We start from the raw sequence: 23,098 nt of genomic DNA on the forward strand, positions 1-23,098 counted from the left end.
GAATCAGTGTTCATGACCATCACCCTTCGCGACCTCTCCTTCGCGCACCCGCGCAGGCCACCGCTCTTCACCGACCTCTCGCTCGATGTCCCCACCGGCAGGTCGGTCCTGCTCGGGCCGAACGGCGCCGGGAAGTCGACCCTCCTCGCACTGATCGCCGACGCTCTGCGACCACGCAGCGGCACCATCACCGTCGGCCCGGTGGGCTCGGCGTCGACGAAGGGCAACCGCCGCCGCTTCCGACAGACAGTCAGTTGGCTCCCCCAGCAGAGTGTCGCGATGCCGGGCTTGAGCGTCCGCGAGCACGTCGCCTACAGCGGCTGGCTGAAGGGCCTCACCCGGGCGGACGCATGGGACCGTGCCGAAGGAGCACTGTCAGCCGTCGATCTCGGGACGCGAGCCGATCAGCGAGCCTCGACCCTGTCCGGCGGGCAGATGCGACGCCTCGGCGTCGCTAGCGCGCTCGTCTCCGGAGCGTCCTGGCTCCTGCTCGACGAGCCGACCGCGGGGCTGGATCCCGCTCAACGCAACCGGTTCGCCCAGGTCGTGCAGGGCCTCCCGGATCACGTCTCGGTCCTGATCTCGACCCACCAGACCGACGACGTCGTGGCGACCATCGAACACGTGACGGTCCTGGTCGACGGGCGGGTGCCGTTCACCGGCACGGTCGCTGACTTCACGCGCCCCTTCGTCGGCCGGGAGCCGGCGGCTGCGGTCGTCGCCGCCTACACGCAGTTCGCGGACGGGGAGGACTGATGCGCCCGCTCGTCCCCTGGCGGAGCCGAGCCGCAGTGTGGGTGACCCTGCCAGGGCTGGCCGGAGTGGTCGGCTACACCGCGCAGTTCGGGTCCGAGACGACGGTCGTCGGATACTGGCCGGCCGCGACGGCAGCCGCTGCGATCTACCTCATCTTCTCGTGCGCGGTCGCGGCGGTCGCCGGCGCATGGGAGGGAAGGCGCTACCGATCACTGCTGATCGGCGTCAGGACCAGTAGGCGGCTGGTGTCCGCGGTCCTCGTGCAGTTGCTCTGGTCGCCGATGGCTGCCGGCCTCCTCCTGCAACTGTTCGGCGTCGCGATCGCGAGCGCGCACTCCTGGGACTCGCCGGGAGGCCCGTCCCCCGTCGTCCTGCTCGCGTACGTCGGCATCATCTTCTTCCACACCTGCCTCGGTTTCGTGTGCGGCCGCTGGCTCCCGCCGGTCGCCGGCCTGCCGGCCGCACTCCTGGTCTCGTACTGCTGGTTGGGCTTCACCTGGGCCGTCGACTCCTTCCCGCTCCGGTACCTGGCCGGGCTCACGATGTCGGACTGCTGCTCGGTCGAGACCGCGCTCGACGGCCGCCCACCCACGATCGCGCTGTTCTACAGCGTGCTCGGTGGTGCTGCACTGCTCGTCGTCGCCGTGAGCGACCGCGCCACCGGCAGTGTCATTCGCCGGCACGGGCTCCTGGTCGGGAGCGCGCTCATGGCCACGACCACGGTGCTGTCCTTGCTGGCGGGGTCGGGACTCGGAGCCAGTCCGATCGTCGAACGGCCACGGGCTGAAGCCACCTGCTCGGGGACACGGCCCACGATCTGCCTGTTCCCGGAGCAGCTGCTGCGTGCGGACCCGGAACGGGTGATCCGTTCGGCGGCGCGCAACCTCGAAGCGGCCGGAGTGTCACTCCCCGCGACGATCCGGACGAGTAACGAGCCGTCGACCTCCACGACGCTGAACATGGTCGTGCAGGTCGACATGTCCGAGGCCGATCTCGTGCACAGCATCACGACTGCGCTGCTGCCCGACACCGTCGCCAGCTACTGCGGATCCGAGCGGGACTACGACCAGCGGCTCGAGGAGGCCGCGGTCGTCGACCGATGGCTGATCGACGTCGCCTCCGTTGGGATCGTCGAACCGCGAGATGTCGAACCCGCCGTCGAGATGCAGAACCCGAGAACGCTCGCCGCCCTTGAACGCGCTCCCCTGGAGGAGCAGGTGCGCTGGATCACGCAGACGACGGACCGATTGACCGACTGTTCGGCTCGTCCGCTCCCGGTGCCGTCAGCATGAGGTGGTGGCTGCGCGTCCACCGGCTGCCGCTCGTGGTCGTCTCCGCGGTCGTGCTCACCCTGCTGTCGATCGGGTCGGGGTCGCTCTCGCTGCTGTTCCCCGCGTTGGGCGGCACCACGCCGTTCGCCTCGATCCCCGTCGCCGCGGTCCTGCCGTTGGTCCTCGCGATCATCACGACGACGTGTCTCGATCGAGCGTCTGCGCGGGCGGCAGTGCGGCGGACGGACCTGCTGGAACTCGGTGCCATCGCGCTCGTCCTCGTGCTCGTCGTCGCGGTGTCGGGCATCGCACTGGCGGCTGGTGCCGAGAGCTCTGCAGCGCTGGCGACGGTCCGCAACACCGGCACGTTCCTCGGCCTCGCACTTGTGGCTCGGGAGTGGCTCGACGCACGGCACCAGTCCGTCCCGGGCGTGGTGTACCTGTTCCACGCGGCACTGTTCGGCCGGGAGGCTCCGGGGCACCCCGCCGCCTGGGCGGGCGTTGTGACCACGAGCAGCGAGCCGGAGTACTGGGTGTTCCCGCTGGTGGTCGTCCTCGCGGCGGTGGCCCTCAGCGTGCGGAGAGTCGCCGGGCAGCGTTGAGTCGCTGCCGCGCACCAGGAGCGCCCTCACGAGCGGGCATGCGCAGTGGGCATCATCGGAACCGAGGCTCGAGCACGCGCCGATCGACGCCTGTCCTCCTAGTGTTGGAGCAATGGACGAGTACCAGGGAGTCGCGCGCCGGACATGGCGTCGGACAGCCGTCATCGTCGCCGTCGGTCTGATCGTGGGCGGGGTCTTCGGATGGCTGGTGAGCCACGGCGAGTCACTAGTGACCACGGTGTTCACGACGACAGGTTTCGCGTTCTCGCTGGGCGGCATCGCCGGCGCCTTCTCCGTCATGGCGACGAGCTTCCGCATCGCGATGAAGATGCAGGCGCCGATGCAGGGCCTCCCTCGTCCCGAGCGGCAGATGATCGGGCGAGCCATCAAGACGGGCGTTCCGGTCGAACCGGCGGGCTCCGAGCTCGGCTGGCGCGCGTTCGATCAAGCGCGGTTGATGGCGGTCTACCAGCCGCTGGCGCTCGGCCAGTTCCTGCTGCTCTACCTCGGGATCCTCGGCCCACAGTTGCCGCAGTTGATGGGTGACGAGATGTTCTCCGTCTGGCTCAGCCGCGTCCTGTGTTCGCTGCTCGTCGTGGCGGCGGTGGTGGTGACGCCGATGCTCGTGCGGAGCTCGCGGCGAGCCCGTCGATACGTCGAGGTCGCATCGGCGTCAAGTTGACCAAGCGGTCGCGGCACTGTGGCGACGCAAGTTTCTCGCCAACGGGCAGCGTGACGCCCGCGGCGGAGCGACCCTGGCCGCTGAGGGCCGCCGGGTCATGGGTGCCCGGGAGCACGACGACCCGGTCGTGACCGCACAACGCGTCGAACACGCACTCGACCGATGGCCGCCATCGCGGAGCGGAGCACTGCCGACCTCCGCCCGGTACCGTGTTCGTCGGAGGGGGAACGATGAGCAACATCAACACCTGGGGTGGAACCGTCAGGAAGGGCACTGCGACGCCGCAGTTCGTCGTGCGGCGGTCGTGGATCAGTTCGACGCTGATCCTGTGGCTCGGACTCGGAGCGTTCGGCATCGGTGTCCTCGGAGCGATCCTGCAGTCGAGCATCGCGCCGGACTCCGATGGCGCGGTGTTCGCGATGCTCATCGGTGCCAGCATCGTGGCCCTGCCCCTCGGCTTGATCCTCAACCGCAGCCGCATCACGGTCTACGACGAGCGGTACGACGTCAGGCCCGGCCTAGGGCGCAAGCGTCGCCGTGATGTGAACGACCTGGACAAACTCCGCTTCGGCCGCCAGTCGAGCCAGAACGGCACAGTCTACATCAGCCTCACGGGCTGGAACCACCAGCAGAAGAAGCAGTTCCGCATCTACACGACCCACCGCGGCTACGCCGAGTTCACCGCGTGGCTCGCGCAGCACCGTCCGGAGCAGTGGGCGAAGTGCGAGTCGCTCGGCATCCCGGACTGACCGCGATCGTGTCGGTCAGTCCGGCGTGAGCCAGGGCTCGACCCGGATCAGATCACACCACCCCGTTCCCAGGACGTCGCGGATCTCATCCGTCGGAACCGGAAGCAGTGTCCCGACGAAGGCGTCCAGCCCTGCCCCCGGTACTTCGCTGACTCGCACTTCGTACGGGAGCCAGGAGTCGGGCACTCGATCCAGGGAGTCGAACAGCCCGTCGATGTCCGACGATCGACTGCGCTCGACCGCGTCGCGACGCGCTGCCCGGCCGGCATCCCGAATCACCCGCCCGACCTTCCCGTGGTCGGGGAAGGTGTCCGGCACCTCAATCTCGACCACGTGGCGATGGTCGGCGGCCACGGCGGCCAAGTCGGGTTCGATTTCCGCCCACCAGCGCTGCGGGTCGGCGGACGGTTGCCACCGGTCTACTCCACCAGTCGGCTCAGCCACGACGACGCCGGCTCGGCGCACGAAGAACGCTTCGGCGCGCATCAGCCCCATCTGATCACACCCACTGCTCTCGGTACGTGTACAGCCACCAGCGACCGCAGGGCCTCCGGCACGAGATCGCCTTGACGCATCGGCACACCCACCGCCACCGACCCGACGGTCAGGGTGCGGGCGAGACGGAACGGAGAACCGCGCTTCTTCGTGTTGCTCTTCATGCCTCCAACTTGGCGTCGAGCAGCGATTGATGTATCAACATCACGTAACAGGCTCGTTTCGAACAGTTCATGACGCCCGTGAGGTGAACGGCATCAATCAACACCACCGTCGTCACGGGACTCAACACCCTCGCTCTCAGCGCGAGTGCGACGTAGGGTCCAGACATGACCGTCGCCGGCTCCCTCGCGATCGTCGCCGGTGTCCTCGCCGTCGCGACGGTCCTCGGCCTGCTGCTGCGCAGCAGGACCGGTCGAGCAAGCGTGGTCACTTCCCGGCCTAGCGACGCGACAACTGTGTCCGATCTCGCCAGCCGGGAGGCTTTCGGTACCGCCGCCACGCTCCTCCAGTTCTCAACGCCCACGTGCGCGCGCTGCCCCGCCACGGCGCGCCAACTCGACGCGGTCGCAGCATCCAGATCAACAGCGCCGGGTCCGGACCGCGTCCGACGACTCGAAATCGACCTCGCCGAACGACCAGATCTCGCCCGCCGCTTCGACGTGATGCAGACCCCGACCGTGCTCCTCGTGGACGGCACGCACACCGTCCGAGCCCGCTTCGGCGGACCACCCCGCCAGCCCGAACTCGTCGCCGCGCTCGACGCCGTCCTCACCGAGGAGCACTCGTGACCACCTCCCCCGCACAGTCCCGCGAAATCGACCCGCGCTCACCCCGGTTCGGCGCCGCGATCACGACGGTCCTGCTCGCGCTCGACATCGTCCTCACCCTCAACGAGAGCACTCGGACGATCGGCATCGTGCTGCTCGCCGTCATCGCCGCGCTCTTCGCCTGGGGCGGGCTCGCCGGCATCGCGCGGCACCCGTACGGCGCGGTGTTCCGCCGCCTGGTGCGCCCGCGACTCGCTACGCCCGCCGAACTCGAGGCCCCCGAGCCCCCGACGTTTGCTCAGCGGGTTGGACTCGTGGTGACTGGCGTCGCACTCGTCCTGGCACTGATCGGCGTCCCCTACGCCGCACCGGTCGGTGCTGCCGTCGCCCTGGTCGCCGCGTTCCTCAACGCTGCGTTCGATGTCTGCATCGGGTGCCTGATGTACGTCTGGCTGGTGCGGGTCGGGGTGTTCCGGGGCCGCAGCAGCGTGGCGTGACACGAGTTGAGTTCGTGTAGGACCCTCCTCCACCGGCGCTCGTCAGCTGACCGAAGATCGATACGCTCGCGGCATGTTCCTCAACGCACCGCGCGGCTTCCGTGCTCCTGCAGTGCTCGCCACTCGGAACGACATGCTGGCGACGGCAGAACGTACCCTCCCGCTCGAGGCTTGGGCGCGCAGTGTCGAGGAGAAGCGTTGCTCTGAGAAGCCGGACATCGTCCTGCCGCACTTCGACCCGGCGGAGTCCGGCATCGAGGCGCGAGTACTGCTGCTCCTCGAAGCGCCGGGCGCGAAGACCGTGCCCGGATGGGGCGGGTCCGGGTTCATCTCAGTCGACAACGACGACCCGACAGCCCACAACGTCTGGACGACTCGCAACGCTGTGGGTCTCCACGAGCACGTACTCGCTTGGAACATCGTGCCGTGGGTGCTCGGTCGCGCGTCGGTGAAGCCGACCGCTCAAGAGATCGAGCAAGGGGCGAGCGAATTGCGGGGCCTGCTGGATCTACTCCCCGAGCTCCGCGTCATCGTCCTCGCCGGGCGGAAGGCACAGGACGGTTGGGACGCCCACCTCGATCTCGAGCTCGGCGGCCGGTATCGGGCGCTCCGCACCGTGCATCCTGCCGGACAGTCGTTTGCGCAGGTCGGTGCTCGGGAACGGTTCACCAGGACGCTGACGAAGGTCGTCGAACTCGTGCGCTGAGCCCGGCGCCGGACGCTCGCGTTCAGCGGGTGCCGACAGCCTGCTCGGGCATCGTGACGAGGTCCTCCGCCCGGAGTTCCGGCCACCCGTGCAGGATCGCCCGCGACTCCTCCGGCAGCGCCGCCGCCCCTCACAGCGCCCCCTTGCCTCCGGCGATCGCCGCGACCATGACCGTGTCGTTCCCCGACCGGACCGCCGCACGAGGGCGTCCTCGAGCGAGGTCGAGAGCCGCACCGCCGCGTAGGCCGCCTGCAGCGCAGACACCACCTGCCCGTTCGTCGCGGTAAAAGCGACCGGCTCCGCGTGCTCTGCCGCGACCAGCCGCCCCGTCCACGTCCGGCGCGCCTCGGGAGGGAGCAGGTCCAATCCGCGCAGGACGTCGAGGTCGGCGTGCAGCACCGTGTCCCGGACCGCGACGCACCACAGCACCCACGCGTCCCCCGCGTCCGCCTCGTAGTGCGTAGCACCCACAATGAACGCTAGAAGCGGGAATGCGGATCAGAGTTGTCAAGGCGCGAGGACGAGGTTGCGGCTGAGAGCCACTAGTCGCGGCGACAGACTCAATCGAACCGGCCGCTCCGCTCCCCCGGAACGGGCGATATCCTGCGAGCCCTCGGCCGGTTCTCGACGCAAACTGTGTATTCTTCACCTAGAACCACTTGGCCGACCGGCCCAGGGGCAGGCCTGAACGACGCTGCGTGACTAGGGAATCATGGATTGGGACGACGACCACGACGATGACGATCTCAGAGGAGTTACTCGCGAGTTCCTGCCCGAGACTGTCATTTGGACTACCGACTGGACCACTGGCGCACTTGCGGACCAAATCGATCGGGACGTTTTCGACGTAGACCCGCCCTACCAGAGGCGATCCGTCTGGAACGACAAAAAGGCATCCTTGCTTATCGAGTCTCTAATCGTCGGCTGCCCCGTACCGCCGATCACGTTGGCGGAACTGCCCGTAAACGGCCCGCATGGTGAACAATATGTGGTCATCGATGGGAAGCAGCGATTGAGCACCCTCAAGCGCTTCATGGTCGACAAGACACTTCGCCTTACTGGCCTAGAGATTCTTCCGCAGTTCAATGGTCTCCTATTTGACGAGCTAATCTCACAACCGGAAGCCTCTCGGTTCACTAATGTACCAGTACGAACGGTCGTCTTGCGTAACTGGAAGAAAGATGAAGTCCTTCAGTTCGTATTCCATCGCCTGAATACGCAGGTAACGCCACTCTCGACGCACGAACTTAGGCGGTCCTTGCTTGCTGGCCCTTTCACAGAATATCTAGACGAACGCAGCGCGCAGAGCACGGGCATACAACGCCTACTCAACATCAGCGGGCCAGACTATAGATTACGGGACGCGGAGCTTTGGCTGCGCGCTCTCGCCTTCGTGCTACGTTCAAGTCAATATCGTGGGAACTTGAAAGCCTTTCTTGATACGACGACGCGACAGCTAAACCGGTCATGGTCTAAGCCCGAAACCCGCCGCGAAGTTTCAGAAGCCAGCGACGACATCGAACTCGCCATCGAAGCGACCTTCAGCATCTTCGGCGGCGACGCCTTCCAAAGGTATGACGTAGAGAATGGCTATTCGGGGCGCTTCAATAGAGCAATCTTTGACATCATGGTTGTGGAACTTGCGAACGAAGTGACCCGAGAACGGGCATTAGAGCAAAAGCGAGCGGTTCGTCAGGCTTTCGAGTCGCTAAGCTCCGATTCGAAATTCGCGGGCTGGATCAGCACCACGACGAAGACGCCAGTAGCCGTGCAGGGCCGACTCCAGGCATGGGGCAGCAAACTCTCTGATCTCGAGTCTTCATCTTGAAGCCAGTCATGTTGCACCGTCGAGGCCAGGCACTCCTAGAACGCGAGCTATACCTACGGGAGCGATTTCTGCTTGTCGCGCAGAAAGAAACAACCTGGACTCCGGTCCGAAGCGATAACGCGGCTGCCTACGTCGGTCTTCTACATGCGGAAGCCGAAGCATTATTAGAGTATTCCACAGAACAGCTCCTTGCTCAGGGACTAGCGGCTATTGATCATTCGCATTGCCACCCGGTACTTCTGAACGCACTGCTTTACTATGGAGCTGAGGCGCAACAGAAGCTGCAGGTGGCGGTCATACCTTCAAAATCTCAATTGATGTCAAATCCGGTGCACGTCGCGTGGGCCTGGAGAGAAAGCGGTGCCGCGGAATTCTGGGCTAAGAGGATCAAGAACAACCACGGCACGGGAGAAAAGTACATCGAACAGCTTTTGCATCCATTGGGGGTTCAACTCAACGCGAAAACCTTCGAGAAGAGCGCAGGAAATCGAGGCGTTGAGCGCTTGGTCACTTTGCCGCCAAGCCTTGCGACTGATCTACGAGAACTCGTTTCGCTCCGCGGAAGAGCCATGCATGATCGAGCATCTCGAATACAGCTCGGCGTTCGAGAAACAACGAACCTTTCGCAGATGATTCAATCTGGTAGTGCAGCTGCCCAAGCAATAGCAACAGTCGCGGGGAAGATTTCTTTGCTTTGGTAGATAGCCGCCATCTGCTACGACTACCGCTAGATATGAGATTACTTACGTTGTTACGAGCGCACGGAGATAATCACGACAACCACTCCCTCAGGTAACGCTGAACCTCGGCCATCTTGTGTCGGGCAGCGCCATTCGAATGCCCTTGAGACGGTTTGTGTCAATCGATGGGGATCGCTGAGGATGACTGAAGCTGATTAGTCAGCAACATCGCTTCATGGCCTTCACCCCATACTTGGAACCTCCCTGTATCTCTGCCCTTAACTTGAGCAGACACCTGAGGAAGTAAGGCACCACTCCGCTATTGGATACCGCGCCGATCGGGAAAGAGGGCCTAAAGTAGGCAAAGATATGTACCGCGCGTTTCTTTGCGGCTATTCGAGCACAGACTAGTTAGAAATCACAGACGACCAGGCTGACGCTTGGTATGTTCGACTTCGGATTTGTCTGCCGGCTCACCGACCGGTTCAGCAGTGGCGGAACATCCCAGGGACGACATGACGAGAGCTTGTTGGGGTGGTGGCTACGACGGGGGAGCAAACTGGTGCAACGCAGGCTCAGTCCTTGCTTTCATCCGTATCTGCTTCGGCGAGCACATTGCCTACCAAAGACTGAACGTCGATCGCGGACGGGCGGGGCCGCTCCCGGCCTTCGGCGAAAGCGAGCCGGGCGGCAGCCAGATCAGCGAGTCGCACCGCCTGGATCACGATCACACGCCGAAGTCCCGCCGAGACCTCACCTCTTTCATGTGCAACCGCGGCAACACGTGAAAGTGTATCTGCGCGCCGAGCAAGCCTAACGTCCGGGTGTTCTCGCTCTTCCCGCATGTCGGACGGGATGAGATTGAACCGATAGGACTTCGGAATTGGGACCTCCGCAGAAACGGGAGGGATTTTTTCGTTCAGGATCGCTTTATATTTAGACTGATCAATGGCGCTCAGATAAACTGAGTACTCTAACTCATTGATAGCCTGAGTTTTTTCCACTTTTGGCAGTGCTCGCGCATTTTCCGCCGGAAAAAGTTCCATTGAAGCGACTTCAAAGGGGTCAAGAATGCGATATGCGAGGGTGTCCGAACGCTGACCTGTCAGATGCCGTCTAACTCGAGTTCCGAATTGCTCCCACGTCTGCCCGACGTAGATCGGCTCGCCGTCGTAGTCATAGAAGGCGTATACGCCAATACATTGCCCCAGCTTCTTACCGGTTGTCGACTCCACTATCGCAAGAGCTTCGCTGAGTAATTTGCGAAACTCTTGCACAAAACGTGTCGGCATTGATTTCTTAGATGGAGGCTTTCGCGCCGGCACATTGTACGAGGCAATTCCGCGGCTACCCAACAGCCCTCTCCTCTTCGTTCAAATGTTCAACCTTCCTTCTTATTAGCGGCATGAGGTAGTTCCTTCCCAACCAGTCGACGGCTGGAACGGCAACCGCGTCACCAAAAGCGTAAAGAGCCTGATTCGTACGCGTCTCCTGAAGATTGAAATCACCCGCGCCCATAAGCCGCGCGTATTCAAGGGGAGTCATCCAACGCACTAATATCTCGTCGCCGCCCATCTTGACCACGGCTTGCTTGGACGAGCCGCCGCGCGCGGTTCTTAGACATCCAGAAATATCGTCTGGGCGCACTTCCCAGACCGGGATTCCCTTACGAGTGCGCCTATAGGCGGTACGATAGACGACCTGTTCTGATCGCTTCATCTCCGCTACCCTCGCTGCTTGCACCGGCGACAACGAAGCCTCGAACAAGTCGGCTCGCGATCTGTCCCACCATCGCTCGTCGCTATCCGGCATCGCTTCTACGATTGCACCAAATCCTTCAAGTAGGAGCTCAGGAGGCTTGGGAAGAGGAGCACGATGAGTTCGGAGTGTTGGATCGCTATAAACCCCTTGGAGCCACGCCGGACGCAGTTCCGAAGGAGCTGCATTCTCGGACTTCGGAGGATTTTTGGCTGCAACCAGGAATAAACGAGGCCGGGACTGTGGAACAAAGCGCCGCGCATCCAGCGTTAACACGTCGACCGAGTAGCCTAAGTCGTTGAATGCTCGCACCGCAGCCGCCAAATCATCCCCGCCGTGCGACGTTGCCAGGCCAACGACATTTTCCAAGACGGCGACTTCAGGACGGCTTTCGCCAAGGTCGCGAAGTAGGCGGATATAGTGCCAAAATGCGCTAGACTCTCCAGCGCGAAGGCCTCCTCTCGAACCCGCTAGCGACAGATCGGTGCATGGGGACGAGCCCCACGCCAATGACGCACCTTGGGGAAGTTGATCGGCCGAGACACTTGCGATGTCACCAAAGAAGAAGTCAGCATCGCCGGACGTCTCCCCGAACTGACTCCTATACATCGACATCTTGTCGCGTTCGTAGTCATTTGCCCAAGCGACCCGAAAGCCGGAAGATTCGAGCCCAAGTCGCGCGAGTCCGATGCCCGCGAAGAACTCAAGCACCCGAGGGCGGCTTGACGCTAGTTCGACGATCTCTTGCACGTGGCCAGGGTACCGTTCGATGCCGACATCCCCGGTGCCGTGCTCCATCGGCGACCGGGTGGACGGCCGATGTGCAGTGGTCGCAGCTCGTCTCCACCCTCGCGCTGAGGATCTAGACACCCCGCGATCATGGACGTGCGCGAACCCCCAAAAGAGGTGGCCGCGCCGCGAGTAGTTGTTCCGCGAGGATGAGTCAGCACCGCCCAATCCGGGGACCGCAGGCGGCGCTCGTCTCGACGTGTCCCCGAGGGGCTCAGGGCATGACGATCGCAGGGGAATCGGCAGGCGTCGAAGCACGCCGACAGCGCGACCGAGCGAGCGAACTCCGCCGCCAGGCCGACGAAGCCGAGCAGCGCGCCGGTCGATTCGAGATCGCCCACCGCACCGAGGCCGAGACGGCACGCACGCTCGCCCCCCTCGCCGGCATCGGCTACCACCTCCTCGCTGACCGCCGCTGGCCAGGCAGCAGTACCGCGAACGTCGACATGGTCGTCGTCGGTAGTTCGGGCGTCTGGATCGTCGATACGAAGGCGTGGCGGGAGGTCGCGATCGACGACGACCGCATCACGCGTGGCCAGGAGGACGTCACGGACGACGTTGCCCGCCTCGCCGACCTCGCGTGGGACACCGAGAAGGTCCTGGCCGACATCGGCCTCGCTCCCGGTGAGGTGCACGCCGTCGTCGCCCTCGCAGGCAAGAAGGGCATCGAGGCGCGAGTGGCCTCGGTCGACATCGTCGGCACGCACGACCTCATCAGACACATCACCCGCCCGAAGGCTCGACTCTCCCCCAGGCGCGTCGACGAGGTCCTCGCCGCCGTCATTTCGCACTTCCCGGTGATGGACGGCGCGGCCGCGAGTACCCAGCAAGTGATCGTCCCGCAGACCGTCGTCCCTCGCGCACCCGAGCCGCAACCAGAGCCGGTCGATCAGGACGAGCTCGAGCGTCAGCTCCTCGACGGCATCCTCGAGGCACCGATCGAGGAGTGGATGGCCTCGCTCGACCCCGCACAGGCGAAGCTCGTCCGTCGCAGCTTCAACGGCCCGGCCCGTATCCGCGGGGCAGCCGGCACGGGCAAGACCGTGGTCGGCCTGCACCGGGCTGCCTACCTGGCCCGCTCGACCGGCGGGCGCATCCTCTTCACCACTTACATACGAACGCTGCCGGCAGTGCTCGAGTCGCTCCTCGAGCGCTTGGCGCCGGATATGGTCGGCCGCGTCGACTTCGTCAACGTGCACGCCTTCGCCAACCGACTCCTCAAGGAACGCGGGATCGCGTTCCGCACGCCCGGACGGGAGGCTCAACTCGCGTTCGCCGATGCGTGGAACGCGATCAGCGCCTCCAGTCCGTTGAAGGCGACGCGCTTCACGCGTCGCTACTGGGAGGAGGAGATCAGCCACGTCATCAAGGGACGCGGGCTGACGCACTTCGATGAGTACGCGGACCTTGCGCGTGTGGGCCGCAAGCACCGGTTGACCGTGGACGACCGCCAGGCGGTGTGGGACCTGTACGAGGCGTACTCGACCGGGCTCCGCGAGCGTGGCGGCTGCGATTGGGAGGACGTCATCCTCCTCGCCCGCGACGCACTGCGGGAGGTCCCGCTCGACCGGTACGACGCGGTGATAGTCGACGAAGCGCAGGACCTGTCCTGCGCGATGGTCTCGCTGCTCCACTCGCTCGTCGGCGACCGCTCCGACGGGCTCACCCTCATCGGCGATGGGCAGCAGACCATCTACCCGGGCGGCTACACACTCCGAGAGGTCGGCATCAGCCTCGCCGGACGCGGTGTCGTGCTCGACGTGAACCACCGCAACACGGCGGAGATCCTCGAGTTCGCGAAGCAGATGGTGGCCGACGACCAGTTCGTCGACATCGAGGGCGTCGACGGCGCTGGCGACTCGGTCTCCGCTGTGACGCGCTCCGGACCGCAGCCAGGCATCAACCGCTTCCGCAGCCGGACCGAACACGACGACGCGCTGCTCACCCGGGTGGAGGAGGTCCTCCGTCTCGTGGGCACGGGACGCGGTGACGTCGGCATCCTGACGGCGACCAACCCGCAGGCCGACAAGGTGATGGCGCTGCTCGCCGACGCCGGGGTGCCGACCGTCTCGCTGAAGAACTACGCCGGCAAGAGTTCCGACATGATCCGTGTCGGCACGATCAAGCGGGCGAAGGGCCTCGAGTTCAAGCAGGTGCTCCTGCCGCACGTGCCGGCGAAGCTGCTCGCAGACCCGCCGCTCACGGAGTCCGAGTCGGCGAAGGAACGGCGTGAGCTCGACCGCCGGGAGCTGTACGTCGGGATGACGCGGGCGCGGGACGGGCTGTGGGTCGGGGTGCGGTGACACCACGCACCCTCATGCCACGATGAGACCCACGACCCAGGAAGGGGCACCAATGGTCGACAGAGCAACCCGTGACCGACTGCAGATGCTGTCGACCGTCGCCGCAGAGGTCCGTCAGCACCGCGCCTCCATCCAGGACACAGCCGCATCGGCGAAGGACCGCCCCGCTTCGTGGTCGTGTGTCCCGCCGCGGTGGTGGCGAACTGGCTGCGCGAGACCGAGAAGCACACGTCGGTGCCGGCGTTCCGCGTCCACGGCACTGAGCGGGTGCGAGGCATCAGCGGCTGGCTGCGCGAGGGCGGTGTCGCCGTCACCACCTACGAGACGCTCGAGTGGTTCCACACACAGGTGCCCGAGGACCATCGGTTCGCCACGGTCATCGTCGACGAGGCGCACTACGTCAAGAACCCCGACGCCAAGCGCACGAAGCACACCCGTGCCCTCCTCGCACGCGCCGATCGTGCACTGCTCATGTCCGGCACGCCGCTCGAGAACCGTGTCGAGGAGTTCCGCGTGCTCATCGACCACATCCGCCCGGATCTCATGGTCGGCGAGGACGACGACGACCCGTTGACGTTCCGGAAGCAGATCGCGCCGGTGTACCTCCGCCGCAGCCAGGAGGACGTGCTCACCGAGCTCCCGGAGCTGGTCGAGGTCGAGGAGTGGACCGACCTCACCCCGGCCGAGGCCGCGCGCTACGCCGCGGCGCTCGACAGCGACGACTTCCACACCATGCGGCAGCTCGCGATGCTCGACGGCGCCGCCTCGAGCAAGATCGCGTCGCTCCGCGACGTGATCGCGGAGGCCCGCTCCACCGGCCGCAAGACGATCGTCTTCTCCCATTACCGCGCCGTCCTGGAGGCGGTGCTCGCCGCCGTCGACGGAACCGTCTTCGGTCCGCTCAGCGGCTCCACCCCGCCCTCCGGGCGCCAGGACATGATCGACGAGTTCTCCGCGGCAGCTCCGGGAGCCGTGTTGGTCGCGCAGATCATCGCCGGCGGCGTCGGCCTCAACATCCAGGCGGCGTCGGTCGTGGTGATCTGCGAGCCGCAGCTCAAGCCGACGACGGAGTGGCAGGCCATCGCCCGCGCGCGTCGGATGGGCCAGCTCGACGTCGTGCAGGTGCACCGTCTGCTGTCCGAGGACGGCGTCGATGCTGCGCTCGTGCGGATGCTCGCGCGGAAGACCAGGACCTTCGCGGACTTCGCTGCAGTGAGCGAGACGGCGAGCGCGTCGGCGCAGGCGTTCGACATCTCGGAGTCGCAACTCATCGCGCAGGTGCTCGCCGAGGAGCGTGCGCGGCTGGCAGGCGCCGTGGCGACGCCGGAGCCAGCTGTCTAACGGGCCGAGCCCTGACCCGCGGCGGCGAGCGCCGCCTCCAGGACGTCCTCTTCGATGATGGGGATGCCGTACTGCCGGGCCTTCCGTGCCTTGCCGGACAGGCTGTCGACGTCCGCTGCGATGAGCACCGCGGTCTTCTTCGTGACGTTCGGGGCCGACCGGATGCCGAGGCGTGCGAGGTCCGCCTCGATCTCAGGGCGGCTGCGACGCATCTCGCCGGTCAGGGTGACGATGCTCCCCTCCTCCAGGTCGATCGACGGCGACTCGACGGCTGCTGCGGTCGGCTGCTGGACCGCCGAGAAGGACCGAGCGCCCATGCGGGCCGGCTGCCGACTGTGGACCGCGTGCTCGAGTTCGTCGTTCGTCACCCCGAGCAACCGCGCGACTCGCTCGAGCTGGATGTGGTCCTGGATGGTCAGGACGCCGTCTGCCCAGACCGCTTCGACCAGGTCGCCGAAGTACCGCCGGTGCAGGTTCGCGCGAGCGGCCGCGTCCAGCCCGAACTCGGTCGCGTACGCGCTGAGTTGGTCGGCGTCACTCGCGGCGAGTAGGTCCTCGGACACCGCACGGTCGAGCACGGCCGCGTAGAGCGTCGCCTCCGCGCTGCCGTCGACGGCGGGCAGACGGTCCGTCGCCACGTCGACGCGGGTCCGGGTCGCCACGCCGGTCGAGCGGTTGCGCGCGATCCACGCCCGACCGCTGCGCGGGACTCCGGGCCACCGCTGCCCACCAGCCACGTCGCCCCAGGTCGTCCACCGCGGATCACGGCGGGACGATCCGATGTAGGCGCCGAGCAGGCGGGCGGTGGCGTGCGCGTCGGCGAGCGCCTCGTGGGCGTCGACGAGCTCGATGTCGTAGGCGCTGCAGCAGTCGGCCAGCTTCCGGCCGGACCCGGGGAGGAACTCCTGTGCGAGCCGCATCGTGCAGAGCGCACTGCTTGCTTGCTTCAGTGGCGAGCGGTGTCCGAGCCGTTCGAACTCGGCGCGCAGGAACCGCGCCTCGAACGAGGCGTTGTGCGCGACGACGACGCGACCCTGCAGACGGTCTGCCAGGTCACCGGCGACGTCCGCGAATGTCGGAGCACCCGCCATGTCGGCACCACGGAGGCGGTGGATGTGCACTGGGCCGAGGTCGCGGTTCGGGTTGACGACGGTCTCGAAGGTCTGCTCGACCTCGCCGTCCGGCGTGACGTGGACGATCCCGATCTCGATGATGCGGTGCCCGTACGACGGAGCGAGTCCGGTCGTCTCGAGGTCGATGACCGCGTAGCCGTTGTGCATCGTGCACTCCTCCTCAGCACCACGGTCCCGCGCGGCGCTGCACCATCATCACCGCGATGGTGACCCGCGGCGACCACCTGTTCGAGGGGCGTCCGTCCGAGCCCTCGGCCGAGCAGATCCAGCGCACGTTGCACGAGCGAACACGATCAACCGCGTGCTGAGCGGCTCACTCCTCGTCGACCGCGTTCGGGTCGACCAGACAGCCGCTCTCCAGCAGGACGTCCTCGGCGCGCTGCCCGATCGTCGCCCGCCCGTGCCAGTCGTCCGGCACGAAGAGGTAGCCGCCACCGCCGTCGTACCGCTGGTACAGCTCGTAGCCCTCGTCCCGCAGCAGACGGAGTGCGGGCTCGCTCATCCGGGTGCCTTCGGCGTCTGACCCCGCTCCGGACGGCGACGGGGACGCCGCGGTCGATCCGCCGTCGTACCACCACGAGTAGCGGACCATCGTGCCCACGTCGTGGTTGTCCAATCGGCAGGAGTCTGTCTCGACGTCCGCCGCCGGAGCCGAGCTGTCCCGGCCCATCGACGCGACGACTCGGTCGCCGAGCACGCGCAGCTCCTCCTGTGCCTCCGGGATCGTCCGCGCCGTCTCCCCGTCGGTCGGCGGCTGCGCACGCTCAGCAGCATCGGACGCCAGAGACACCCCCTGGACGAAGGGCAGCGGCAGGAGCGTGACGCCTCCGAGCGCCATGAGGAGCAGACACACGGTCGGACCGACGAGGCTGACCGACCGGCCGCCACGCGCCTCCCGACGAAGACTGACGAAGCCCCAGAGCGGTACCCCGAACCCGAGCGCTGCAGCGATCACGTAGGCGAGCATCATGCCCCCGTCCGACCACCGGCCCGACCACGGTCCTGCGGTCGATAGGATCGACGCCAGCGCCAACCACCAGCCGACGAACAGCGCGACGATGCCGCCCGCGATCCAGCCGCCGCCGTGCGTGCGGTGCCCGTGGTGCGGCGCACCGCCGCCCGCGGTTTCGTTGTCCTCCGCCATGCTTCCCCCTCGACTCAGTTCCACGTCCTGATCGCCACGACCAGCAGCAGCGGCACGAACCCGAGTCCGGTCCACTCCACGAGCGCGCCAGCGAGCAGTTCGTACACGGTGCACGCTGCCGCCACTGCAATGCCGTCGACCATCCCTCCCCCGTTCCCCGCACCCACCGTACTGACCGGCCGGCCGGGAGGCACCGCACCAGCCCGCCATGCGCCTCCCGTCCGCACCCAACGGACGGGAGGCGCGGCACCGGCGCGCACCGCGCCTCCCGTCCGTTCCATCCCCGGCCCACGCGGTGGTCCGGGTCAACCCCCACCGTCAGCACGCTCCTCGCGCGCCCATCGGTCGAGGAGCGGTTCCGCGCACTTGAACAGGAGGGCACCGATGCTGGCGGCCAGCAACGCAGACCATCCGCTGGCCAGGATCGGCAGGAGCAGCAACCACAGGAAGGCGAGCGACGTGGCCTCCGCTGCGAGGGCCCCTGCCCAGCGGTAGCTGCCGAACGGCCTCCTCGAAACCCGTTCGAGCGGGCCTCCGAACCAGATCGTCACCACCACTGTGACCATCAACCATCCCGCGACCAGAACCGGTGACACTCCCGCTCGGAGTCCGCCGAGGTCGGGGATGAGCGCCACCGAAGCCACACCGATCACCAACGGCGCGGTGACGACGAAGACCGAGGCCCCGAGGAACGCGATGAGGACCAGTTTCCCGCCGGAGCCGAGCGGCGGAAGGGAAGGTTCCTGGTCCATCGTTCGCGTTCCTTTCCGCGGGGACGTCCCGTAGGCACTGATACTCCACATGGTACGTCGTGCGTGCTGGTCCTCAGCCCTGCGGACCCTCGTCGGGTACGCTCCGCGGGTCCCGTCTCCGATCGCTACCCGATCGGCACGAACCGCGGCCCCTCGTACCCGTCACGCGAGACCTGCGCCGTGAAGTCCGCGAGCGACCGCACCCAGTGCCCCCGCTCCCCGTACAGCGCCTGGTACACGACGACGGGCTCCTCGGTCTCGACGTCCTTCGCGACGAGCACGACCTCGTACTCCCCGCCCTTGAAGTGGCGGTACCGGCCGGGCATCACGTCGCTGCTCATGCCCCCGATGCTAGGGCGACTCGACAGGACCGTCCCCGCCCATGACTGCCCCGCTCGAACCCGCCTAGGCTCGAACGGATGCCCGCTCCCCGCACGACCCGCCCCTCGACCACCTCCCCCGACGAGACCGCGCGCCACGACGCCGCTGCGGGCCGCGAAGACAAGTCCGGTCTCGGCGCCACCGCTCGTCCCGGCGCCACTGCCGGTCACGACGACACCACTCGCGACGGCTTCATCCGCGTCCGCGGCGCGCGCGAGAACAACCTCCGCGACGTCGACGTCGACATCCCCCGCGACCGCATCGTCGCCTTCACGGGCATCTCCGGCTCCGGCAAGTCGAGCCTCGCCTTCGGCACCGTGTTCGCCGAGGCCCAGCGCCGCTTCCTCGAGTCCGTCGCCCCGTACGCCCGCCGCCTCATCGCGCAGGGTTCGACCCCGCACGTCGACTCGATCACGGGCCTCCCACCGGCCGTCGCCCTGCAGCAGCGTCGCGGCGCCCCGAGCTCCCGCTCGACCGTCGGCACGCTCACGACGCTGAGCAACTCAACGCGCATGCTCTACTCCCGCGCCGGCACGTACCCGGAGGGCGCGGACCAGCTGTACTCGGACTCGTTCTCCCCGAACACGGTCGCCGGCGCCTGCCCGCGCTGCCACGGCCTCGGCGTCGCCCACGAGGTGACCGAGGCGTCCGCCGTCCGCGACCCGTCGCTGAGCATCCGCGACGGCGCGATCACGGCGTGGCCCGGTGCGTGGCAGGGCAAGAACCTCCGCGACGTGACGGCCGGCCTCGGCTACGACATCGAGCGTCCCTGGCGCGAGCTGCCCCAGGAGGACCGCGACTGGCTGCTCTTCACCGAGGAGCAGCCCGTCGTCGAGGTGCACCCGAAGCGTGACCGCGTCGCGAAGCCGTACAAGGGCCGGTTCTGGAGCGCCCGCCAGTTCGTGCTGCACACCCTCGCCGATTCGCAGAGCGAGACGCAGCGGAACAAGGTCCTGCAGTTCGTCGAGTCCGGCCCGTGTTCGCTCTGCGGCGGCACGGGTCTCACGCGCGCTGCACTCGCGGTGACGTTCGGCGGCCGGACGATCGCCGAGCTGAACGCGCTGCCGCTGTCCGGCGTCGCCGAGGTCCTCCGTCCGGTCGCCGAGCTCACCGACGCCACGGCGGCCACGTCCCGCACGTCATCCGGTGAACGGACCGAGGTCGCGGTCACCATAGCGCGCGACCTCCTCGGCCGGGTCGAGGTCCTCACCGGCCTCGGCCTCGGCTACCTCAGCCTCGACCGCGCCACCCCGACGCTCTCCCCCGGTGAGATGCAGCGCCTCCGCATCGCCACACAGCTGCGGAGCGGCCTCTTCGGTGTCGTCTACGTCCTCGACGAGCCGAGCGCGGGCCTCCACCCGGCCGACGCCGAACCGCTCGTCCAGGTGCTCGAGGACCTCCGCGCCAGCGGCAACAGCGTCTTCGTCGTCGAGCACGACATGCGCATCGTCCGCCGAGCCGACTGGATCGTCGACGTCGGCCCCGGTGCCGGCTCCGCCGGCGGCACCGTCCTCTACAGCGGCCCGGTCGACGGCCTCGCCGACGTCGAGGCGTCCGTCACCCGCCGCTTCCTGCAACCGCGTGCCTCCGGCCTGGAGGCCCGCCCTCCTCGACGACGGATCGGCACCCTGGAACTGCGGGGCGTGACGCAGCACAACCTCCGGGACCTCGAGGTCGACGTGCCGCTCGGCGTGCTCACCGCCGTCACTGGGGTGTCCGGGTCGGGCAAGTCGTCGTTGGTCGGTGGCGTCCTCGCGAACCAGGCCGCCGAGCACCCGCAGGTCAGCCGCGTGGTCGAGGTCGACCAGAAGCCGATCGGCCGGACGCCCCGCTCGAACCTCGCCACCTACACGGGCCTGTTCGACGCGGTCCGTGCCGCGTTCGCCGCGACGGACGACGCGAAGGCCCGCGGCTGGACGGCCGGCCGGTTCTCGTTCAACGTCGTCGGCGGCCGGTGCGAGGTCTGCCAGGGCGAGGGCTCGGTGTCGGTCGAGCTGCTGTTCCTGCCCGGCAGCTGGGCTCCGTGCCCGGAGTGCCACGGCTCCCGCTACAACGACGAGACGCTCGAGGTCCGCCTCGACGGCGCGACGATCGCCGACGTCCTCGGCATGACCGTGGACGAGGCCACACCGTTCCTCGCCGACCTCCCCGCCGCCGCACGTGCCCTGGACGCCCTGCAGCAGGTCGGCCTCGGCTACCTCCGACTCGGGCAGCCCGCACCGGAGTTGTCCGGCGGCGAGGCGCAGCGCATCAAGCTCGCGACCGAACTCCAGCGCGCCCGCTCCGGCCACACGCTGTACCTGCTCGACGAGCCGACCACGGGCCTCCACCCGGCCGACGTCGAGCGCCTCACCGAGCAGCTGTCCCGCTTGACGGACGCGGGCAACACGGTCGTCGTGGTCGAGCACGCGATGTCCGTCGTCGCCGCGGCCGACCACGTCATCGACATGGGTCCGTCCGGCGGCGACGAGGGCGGTCAGGTCGTCGCATCGGGTACGCCCGCCGAGGTCGCGGCTTCCCCGTCGAGCCGCACCGCGCCGTACCTCCGCGCCGAACTCGAGGGCTGACCGCCGGAGTCCTCCACAGACGGCATGGAGTCTCCCCGAGGGGCACCACTCGCTCGGTACCGTCGCGGCATGCAGCACTGGGACGCCGACGAGGAGCGCAGCCGCCACATGGCCCGGTTCGGACGCCGTGACACCGCGCCGGAGCTCGCCCTGCGCCGTACCTTCCACGCCCGCGGCCGTCGGTTCTTCGTCGACCGCCGGATCAGCGTCCGGACACGAGCGCGTGCTGACCTCGTGTTCCCCCGTGCCCGCGTCGCGGTGTTCGTGGACGGCTGCTTCTGGCATTGGTGCGAGGAGCACGCACACGTGCCGAAGGCGAACGCCGAGTTGTGGCGCACGAAGCTGCTCGCGAACCGGCAGCGCGACGCCTGGCACGACGCCGTCCTCCGCAGCGAGGGCTGGAGGGTCATCCGCGTCTGGGAACACGACGACGTCCAGACGGCCGCGGACACGATCGAGGCCGTACTCGACCGCTGGCACCGGATCACAGGCGGTGGTCGGCAGCGGCCACCGCACCCCTGCCCGGTTGTCAGCCCGCAGCGGCGAACGCCTTCCGGGCCCCGGTCGCGTCCTCCGCCGGCGGCCGCCCGTACGCCTCCCGGTAGTCCCGCGAGAGATGGGACGCTCCGGCATGGACGGTGCGACGCTCGACGTCGACGGTGGCATCGCGGCGACCCGCCTCCGCTGACGCACGACGAACGGACGGGAGGCCCGGCACCAGCTGGTGTCGGACCTCCCGTCCGTCAGTCGGTCACGACAGTTGCGTCACCAGGTGAGGACGAAGCGACCCCGCGTCCCGCCAGCTTCGAGGCGTTCGTGCGCCTCCGGCGCCCGCTCTGCCGGCAGGACCTCGGCCACCCGGGGCACGATCGTGCCGCTCTCGACACCATGGCGCAGCCGCTCGAGCTTGTCGAAGGACCGGTACTCACTGAACACGGACACCCGCTCGAACCGGATGCCGGGTGCGCCGTTGCCCTCCCAGCCGCGAACGTCGACGAACACACCACCCTCGCGGATGGCCGGGACGACGGTGTCGCGCTGCAGGGCGCAGTCGAACAGGGCGTCGACCCCCTCGGGCACGACGGCGCGCACGGAGGCAGCGAAGCCGTCCCCGCGCGGCACGATGTGGTCCGGCCCGAGCGAACGGACGAGCGCCTGGTCCTTCTCGGAGCTGTCCGCGATCACGGTGATGCCGACGGCCTTCGCGAGCTGCACGACGTAGTTGCCGAGGAGCCCGGCGGCGCCGGTCACGGCGAGCGTCTGCCCCCGCTCGAGCCCGGCGAGCTCGAGCATCTGGATGGCGGTGAGCCCGTTCATCGGCACGGTGGATGCTTCCTCGATCGTGGTCCCGCGCGGGATCCGCGTGAACGACCCGACCGGGGCGACGAGGTACTCGACGTACGCACCGCCGTGCCCGGTGAGCGGGAGGGCGATCGCCATGACCTCGTCACCGACAGACCACCCCTCGACGTCCGGTCCCACCTCGTCGATGACGCCCGCGGCATCCATCCCGGGCACGTACGGAGCCGTGGCCTTCGAGCTGTCGCGTTCCCCCGCCCGCACCCCCGTGTCCGTGGGGTTGACCGCGAATGCCCGGACGGCGATGCGGACCGAGCCGGCACCGGCGTGCACCTCGGCTACTTCATGGACCGCGAGGGCCCGAGGCCCTCCGAACGTTTCGACTCCGACGACCTTCATGTCTCCGGTCTACCCGGAGTACGACACCGCCCGCTCAGCCGGCGTGTGGGGACGCGAAAGAGCCCCTGACCGGGGTGAGCATTGCTGCTCACCCCGATCAGGGGCTCGATCGTTCTGTAAAAAGAAGTCCGGCGGCGTCCTACTCTCCCACAAGGTCCCCCTTGCAGTACCATCGGCGCTGAGAGGCTTAGCTTCC

Annotated in this window: 23 protein-coding genes and 1 pseudogene; 14 read left to right on the forward strand and 10 right to left on the reverse strand. The window is 67.3% G+C overall.

Annotated elements, in window-relative coordinates; all coding sequences use genetic code 11:
• The first annotated feature begins 12 nt into the window (after positions 1 to 12).
• From DEJ32_RS14310 to DEJ32_RS14330, 5 genes are all read left to right on the forward strand, one after another.
• Positions 13 to 756: an ATP-binding cassette domain-containing protein gene (locus DEJ32_RS14310; protein ID WP_146234166.1), complete on the forward strand. Its 744-nt coding sequence runs from the start codon at positions 13 to 15 to the stop codon at positions 754 to 756.
• 41 nt (positions 757 to 797) lie between these two features.
• Positions 798 to 2,048 (forward strand): hypothetical protein, encoded by a 1,251-nt coding sequence (locus DEJ32_RS14315; RefSeq protein ID WP_146234167.1) that lies wholly within the window; start codon positions 798 to 800, stop codon positions 2,046 to 2,048.
• A complete protein-coding gene (locus DEJ32_RS14320; protein WP_110901759.1) occupies positions 2,045 to 2,629 on the forward strand; it encodes a hypothetical protein in 585 nt (194 codons plus the stop codon). The genes DEJ32_RS14315 and DEJ32_RS14320 overlap by 4 nt, the downstream gene beginning before the upstream one ends.
• A 112-nt stretch (positions 2,630 to 2,741) precedes the next feature.
• On the forward strand, positions 2,742 to 3,311 hold the full coding sequence (locus DEJ32_RS14325) for a hypothetical protein (protein ID WP_110901760.1): 570 nt from the start codon (positions 2,742 to 2,744) through the stop codon (positions 3,309 to 3,311).
• 230 nt (positions 3,312 to 3,541) lie between these two features.
• The gene (locus DEJ32_RS14330; RefSeq protein WP_110901761.1) at positions 3,542 to 4,060 is read left to right on the forward strand and encodes a hypothetical protein; all 519 of its coding nucleotides are present in this window, start codon (positions 3,542 to 3,544) and stop codon (positions 4,058 to 4,060) included.
• A gap of 15 nt (positions 4,061 to 4,075) precedes the next feature.
• Here DEJ32_RS14330 and DEJ32_RS14335 read toward each other — a convergent pair whose 3' ends face one another.
• Together DEJ32_RS14335 and DEJ32_RS16555 are read right to left on the reverse strand one after the other, a co-directional pair.
• A complete protein-coding gene (locus DEJ32_RS14335; RefSeq protein ID WP_146234168.1) occupies positions 4,076 to 4,546 on the reverse strand; it encodes a hypothetical protein in 471 nt (156 codons plus the stop codon).
• A 169-nt stretch (positions 4,547 to 4,715) separates the two neighbouring features.
• Positions 4,716 to 5,081, reverse strand: coding sequence for a hypothetical protein (locus tag DEJ32_RS16555; protein WP_258369084.1), 366 nt, complete (start codon positions 5,079 to 5,081; stop codon positions 4,716 to 4,718).
• On the opposite strand from DEJ32_RS16555, the gene DEJ32_RS14340 reads away from it, so the two are divergent.
• From DEJ32_RS14340 to DEJ32_RS16045, 5 genes are all read left to right on the forward strand, one after another.
• Positions 5,014 to 5,346, forward strand: coding sequence for a thioredoxin family protein (locus DEJ32_RS14340; protein WP_258369083.1), 333 nt, complete (start codon positions 5,014 to 5,016; stop codon positions 5,344 to 5,346). The genes DEJ32_RS16555 and DEJ32_RS14340 overlap by 68 nt on opposite strands.
• Entirely contained in the window at positions 5,343 to 5,822 is a 480-nt protein-coding gene (locus tag DEJ32_RS14345; RefSeq protein WP_110901764.1) for a DUF4395 domain-containing protein, read from the forward strand. Before DEJ32_RS14340 ends, DEJ32_RS14345 begins: the two co-directional genes overlap by 4 nt.
• Before the next feature lie 73 nt (positions 5,823 to 5,895).
• Positions 5,896 to 6,528 (forward strand): uracil-DNA glycosylase, encoded by a 633-nt coding sequence (locus DEJ32_RS14350; RefSeq protein ID WP_258369076.1) that lies wholly within the window; start codon positions 5,896 to 5,898, stop codon positions 6,526 to 6,528.
• Between the two features lie 712 nt (positions 6,529 to 7,240).
• Positions 7,241 to 8,356 carry a DUF262 domain-containing protein gene (locus tag DEJ32_RS14355; RefSeq protein ID WP_110901766.1) on the forward strand — a complete coding sequence of 372 codons (1,116 nt, stop codon included), beginning with the start codon at positions 7,241 to 7,243 and terminating at the stop codon, positions 8,354 to 8,356.
• Entirely contained in the window at positions 8,353 to 9,057 is a 705-nt protein-coding gene (locus DEJ32_RS16045; protein ID WP_146234169.1) for a hypothetical protein, read from the forward strand. The genes DEJ32_RS14355 and DEJ32_RS16045 overlap by 4 nt, the downstream gene beginning before the upstream one ends.
• Positions 9,058 to 9,611: 554 nt before the next feature.
• Here the strand turns inward: DEJ32_RS16045 and DEJ32_RS14360 are convergent.
• On the reverse strand, positions 9,612 to 10,328 hold the full coding sequence (locus tag DEJ32_RS14360; protein ID WP_181420697.1) for a GIY-YIG nuclease family protein: 717 nt from the start codon (positions 10,326 to 10,328) through the stop codon (positions 9,612 to 9,614).
• Between the two features lie 55 nt (positions 10,329 to 10,383).
• Complete coding sequence (locus DEJ32_RS14365; protein WP_258369079.1) at positions 10,384 to 11,544, reverse strand: DNA cytosine methyltransferase; 1,161 nt, start codon at positions 11,542 to 11,544, stop codon at positions 10,384 to 10,386.
• Positions 11,545 to 11,804: 260 nt separating this feature from the next.
• Between DEJ32_RS14365 and DEJ32_RS14370 the strand changes: the two genes are divergently transcribed.
• A complete protein-coding gene (locus DEJ32_RS14370; protein ID WP_110901769.1) occupies positions 11,805 to 13,886 on the forward strand; it encodes a nuclease-related domain-containing DEAD/DEAH box helicase in 2,082 nt (693 codons plus the stop codon).
• 171 nt (positions 13,887 to 14,057) lie between these two features.
• Complete coding sequence (locus DEJ32_RS14375) at positions 14,058 to 15,227, forward strand: DEAD/DEAH box helicase (protein ID WP_110901770.1); 1,170 nt, start codon at positions 14,058 to 14,060, stop codon at positions 15,225 to 15,227.
• On the opposite strand, the gene DEJ32_RS14380 is transcribed toward DEJ32_RS14375, so the two are convergent.
• The 5 genes from DEJ32_RS14380 to DEJ32_RS14395 form a co-directional block, all read right to left on the reverse strand.
• A complete protein-coding gene (locus tag DEJ32_RS14380; RefSeq protein WP_110901771.1) occupies positions 15,224 to 16,507 on the reverse strand; it encodes an exonuclease domain-containing protein in 1,284 nt (427 codons plus the stop codon). The genes DEJ32_RS14375 and DEJ32_RS14380 overlap by 4 nt on opposite strands.
• A gap of 166 nt (positions 16,508 to 16,673) precedes the next feature.
• Positions 16,674 to 17,504, reverse strand: coding sequence for a hypothetical protein (locus tag DEJ32_RS14385; protein WP_110901772.1), 831 nt, complete (start codon positions 17,502 to 17,504; stop codon positions 16,674 to 16,676).
• Positions 17,505 to 17,518: 14 nt separating this feature from the next.
• A complete protein-coding gene (locus tag DEJ32_RS16560) occupies positions 17,519 to 17,647 on the reverse strand; it encodes a hypothetical protein (protein ID WP_258369081.1) in 129 nt (42 codons plus the stop codon).
• A gap of 162 nt (positions 17,648 to 17,809) precedes the next feature.
• Positions 17,810 to 18,256 (reverse strand): hypothetical protein, encoded by a 447-nt coding sequence (locus tag DEJ32_RS14390; protein WP_110901773.1) that lies wholly within the window; start codon positions 18,254 to 18,256, stop codon positions 17,810 to 17,812.
• 125 nt (positions 18,257 to 18,381) lie between these two features.
• On the reverse strand, positions 18,382 to 18,597 hold the full coding sequence (locus tag DEJ32_RS14395; RefSeq protein WP_181420698.1) for a DUF1653 domain-containing protein: 216 nt from the start codon (positions 18,595 to 18,597) through the stop codon (positions 18,382 to 18,384).
• A gap of 78 nt (positions 18,598 to 18,675) precedes the next feature.
• Between DEJ32_RS14395 and DEJ32_RS14400 the strand changes: the two genes are divergently transcribed.
• Entirely contained in the window at positions 18,676 to 21,204 is a 2,529-nt protein-coding gene (locus tag DEJ32_RS14400; protein WP_110901774.1) for an excinuclease ABC subunit UvrA, read from the forward strand.
• Between the two features lie 69 nt (positions 21,205 to 21,273).
• A pseudogene (locus tag DEJ32_RS14405) lies at positions 21,274 to 21,621 on the forward strand (very short patch repair endonuclease); the annotation flags it as partial.
• Positions 21,622 to 21,969: 348 nt separating this feature from the next.
• Here DEJ32_RS14405 and DEJ32_RS14415 read toward each other — a convergent pair.
• Positions 21,970 to 22,902 (reverse strand): NADP-dependent oxidoreductase, encoded by a 933-nt coding sequence (locus DEJ32_RS14415; protein ID WP_110901776.1) that lies wholly within the window; start codon positions 22,900 to 22,902, stop codon positions 21,970 to 21,972.
• Between the last annotated feature and the right edge of the window lie 196 nt (positions 22,903 to 23,098).

This window comes from Curtobacterium sp. MCPF17_046 (assembly GCF_003224295.1).
GTDB lineage: Bacteria > Actinomycetota > Actinomycetes > Actinomycetales > Microbacteriaceae > Curtobacterium.

Coding starts and splice junctions, on each gene's coding strand:
- DEJ32_RS14350 (WP_258369076.1), top strand. CDS start 5,896: ATGTTCCTCAACGCACCGCGCGGCTTCCGTGCTCCTGCAGTGCTCGCC.
- DEJ32_RS14415 (WP_110901776.1), bottom strand. CDS start 22,902: ATGAAGGTCGTCGGAGTCGAAACGTTCGGAGGGCCTCGGGCCCTCGCG.
- DEJ32_RS14355 (WP_110901766.1), top strand. CDS start 7,241: ATGGATTGGGACGACGACCACGACGATGACGATCTCAGAGGAGTTACT.
- DEJ32_RS14380 (WP_110901771.1), bottom strand. CDS start 16,507: ATGCACAACGGCTACGCGGTCATCGACCTCGAGACGACCGGACTCGCT.
- DEJ32_RS14370 (WP_110901769.1), top strand. CDS start 11,805: ATGACGATCGCAGGGGAATCGGCAGGCGTCGAAGCACGCCGACAGCGC.
- DEJ32_RS16560 (WP_258369081.1), bottom strand. CDS start 17,647: ATGGTCGACGGCATTGCAGTGGCGGCAGCGTGCACCGTGTACGAACTG.
- DEJ32_RS14395 (WP_181420698.1), bottom strand. CDS start 18,597: ATGAGCAGCGACGTGATGCCCGGCCGGTACCGCCACTTCAAGGGCGGG.
- DEJ32_RS14310 (WP_146234166.1), top strand. CDS start 13: ATGACCATCACCCTTCGCGACCTCTCCTTCGCGCACCCGCGCAGGCCA.
- DEJ32_RS14390 (WP_110901773.1), bottom strand. CDS start 18,256: ATGGACCAGGAACCTTCCCTTCCGCCGCTCGGCTCCGGCGGGAAACTG.
- DEJ32_RS14330 (WP_110901761.1), top strand. CDS start 3,542: ATGAGCAACATCAACACCTGGGGTGGAACCGTCAGGAAGGGCACTGCG.
- DEJ32_RS14360 (WP_181420697.1), bottom strand. CDS start 10,328: ATGCCGACACGTTTTGTGCAAGAGTTTCGCAAATTACTCAGCGAAGCT.
- DEJ32_RS14400 (WP_110901774.1), top strand. CDS start 18,676: ATGCCCGCTCCCCGCACGACCCGCCCCTCGACCACCTCCCCCGACGAG.
- DEJ32_RS14335 (WP_146234168.1), bottom strand. CDS start 4,546: ATGCGCGCCGAAGCGTTCTTCGTGCGCCGAGCCGGCGTCGTCGTGGCT.
- DEJ32_RS14385 (WP_110901772.1), bottom strand. CDS start 17,504: ATGGCGGAGGACAACGAAACCGCGGGCGGCGGTGCGCCGCACCACGGG.
- DEJ32_RS14320 (WP_110901759.1), top strand. CDS start 2,045: ATGAGGTGGTGGCTGCGCGTCCACCGGCTGCCGCTCGTGGTCGTCTCC.
- DEJ32_RS14325 (WP_110901760.1), top strand. CDS start 2,742: ATGGACGAGTACCAGGGAGTCGCGCGCCGGACATGGCGTCGGACAGCC.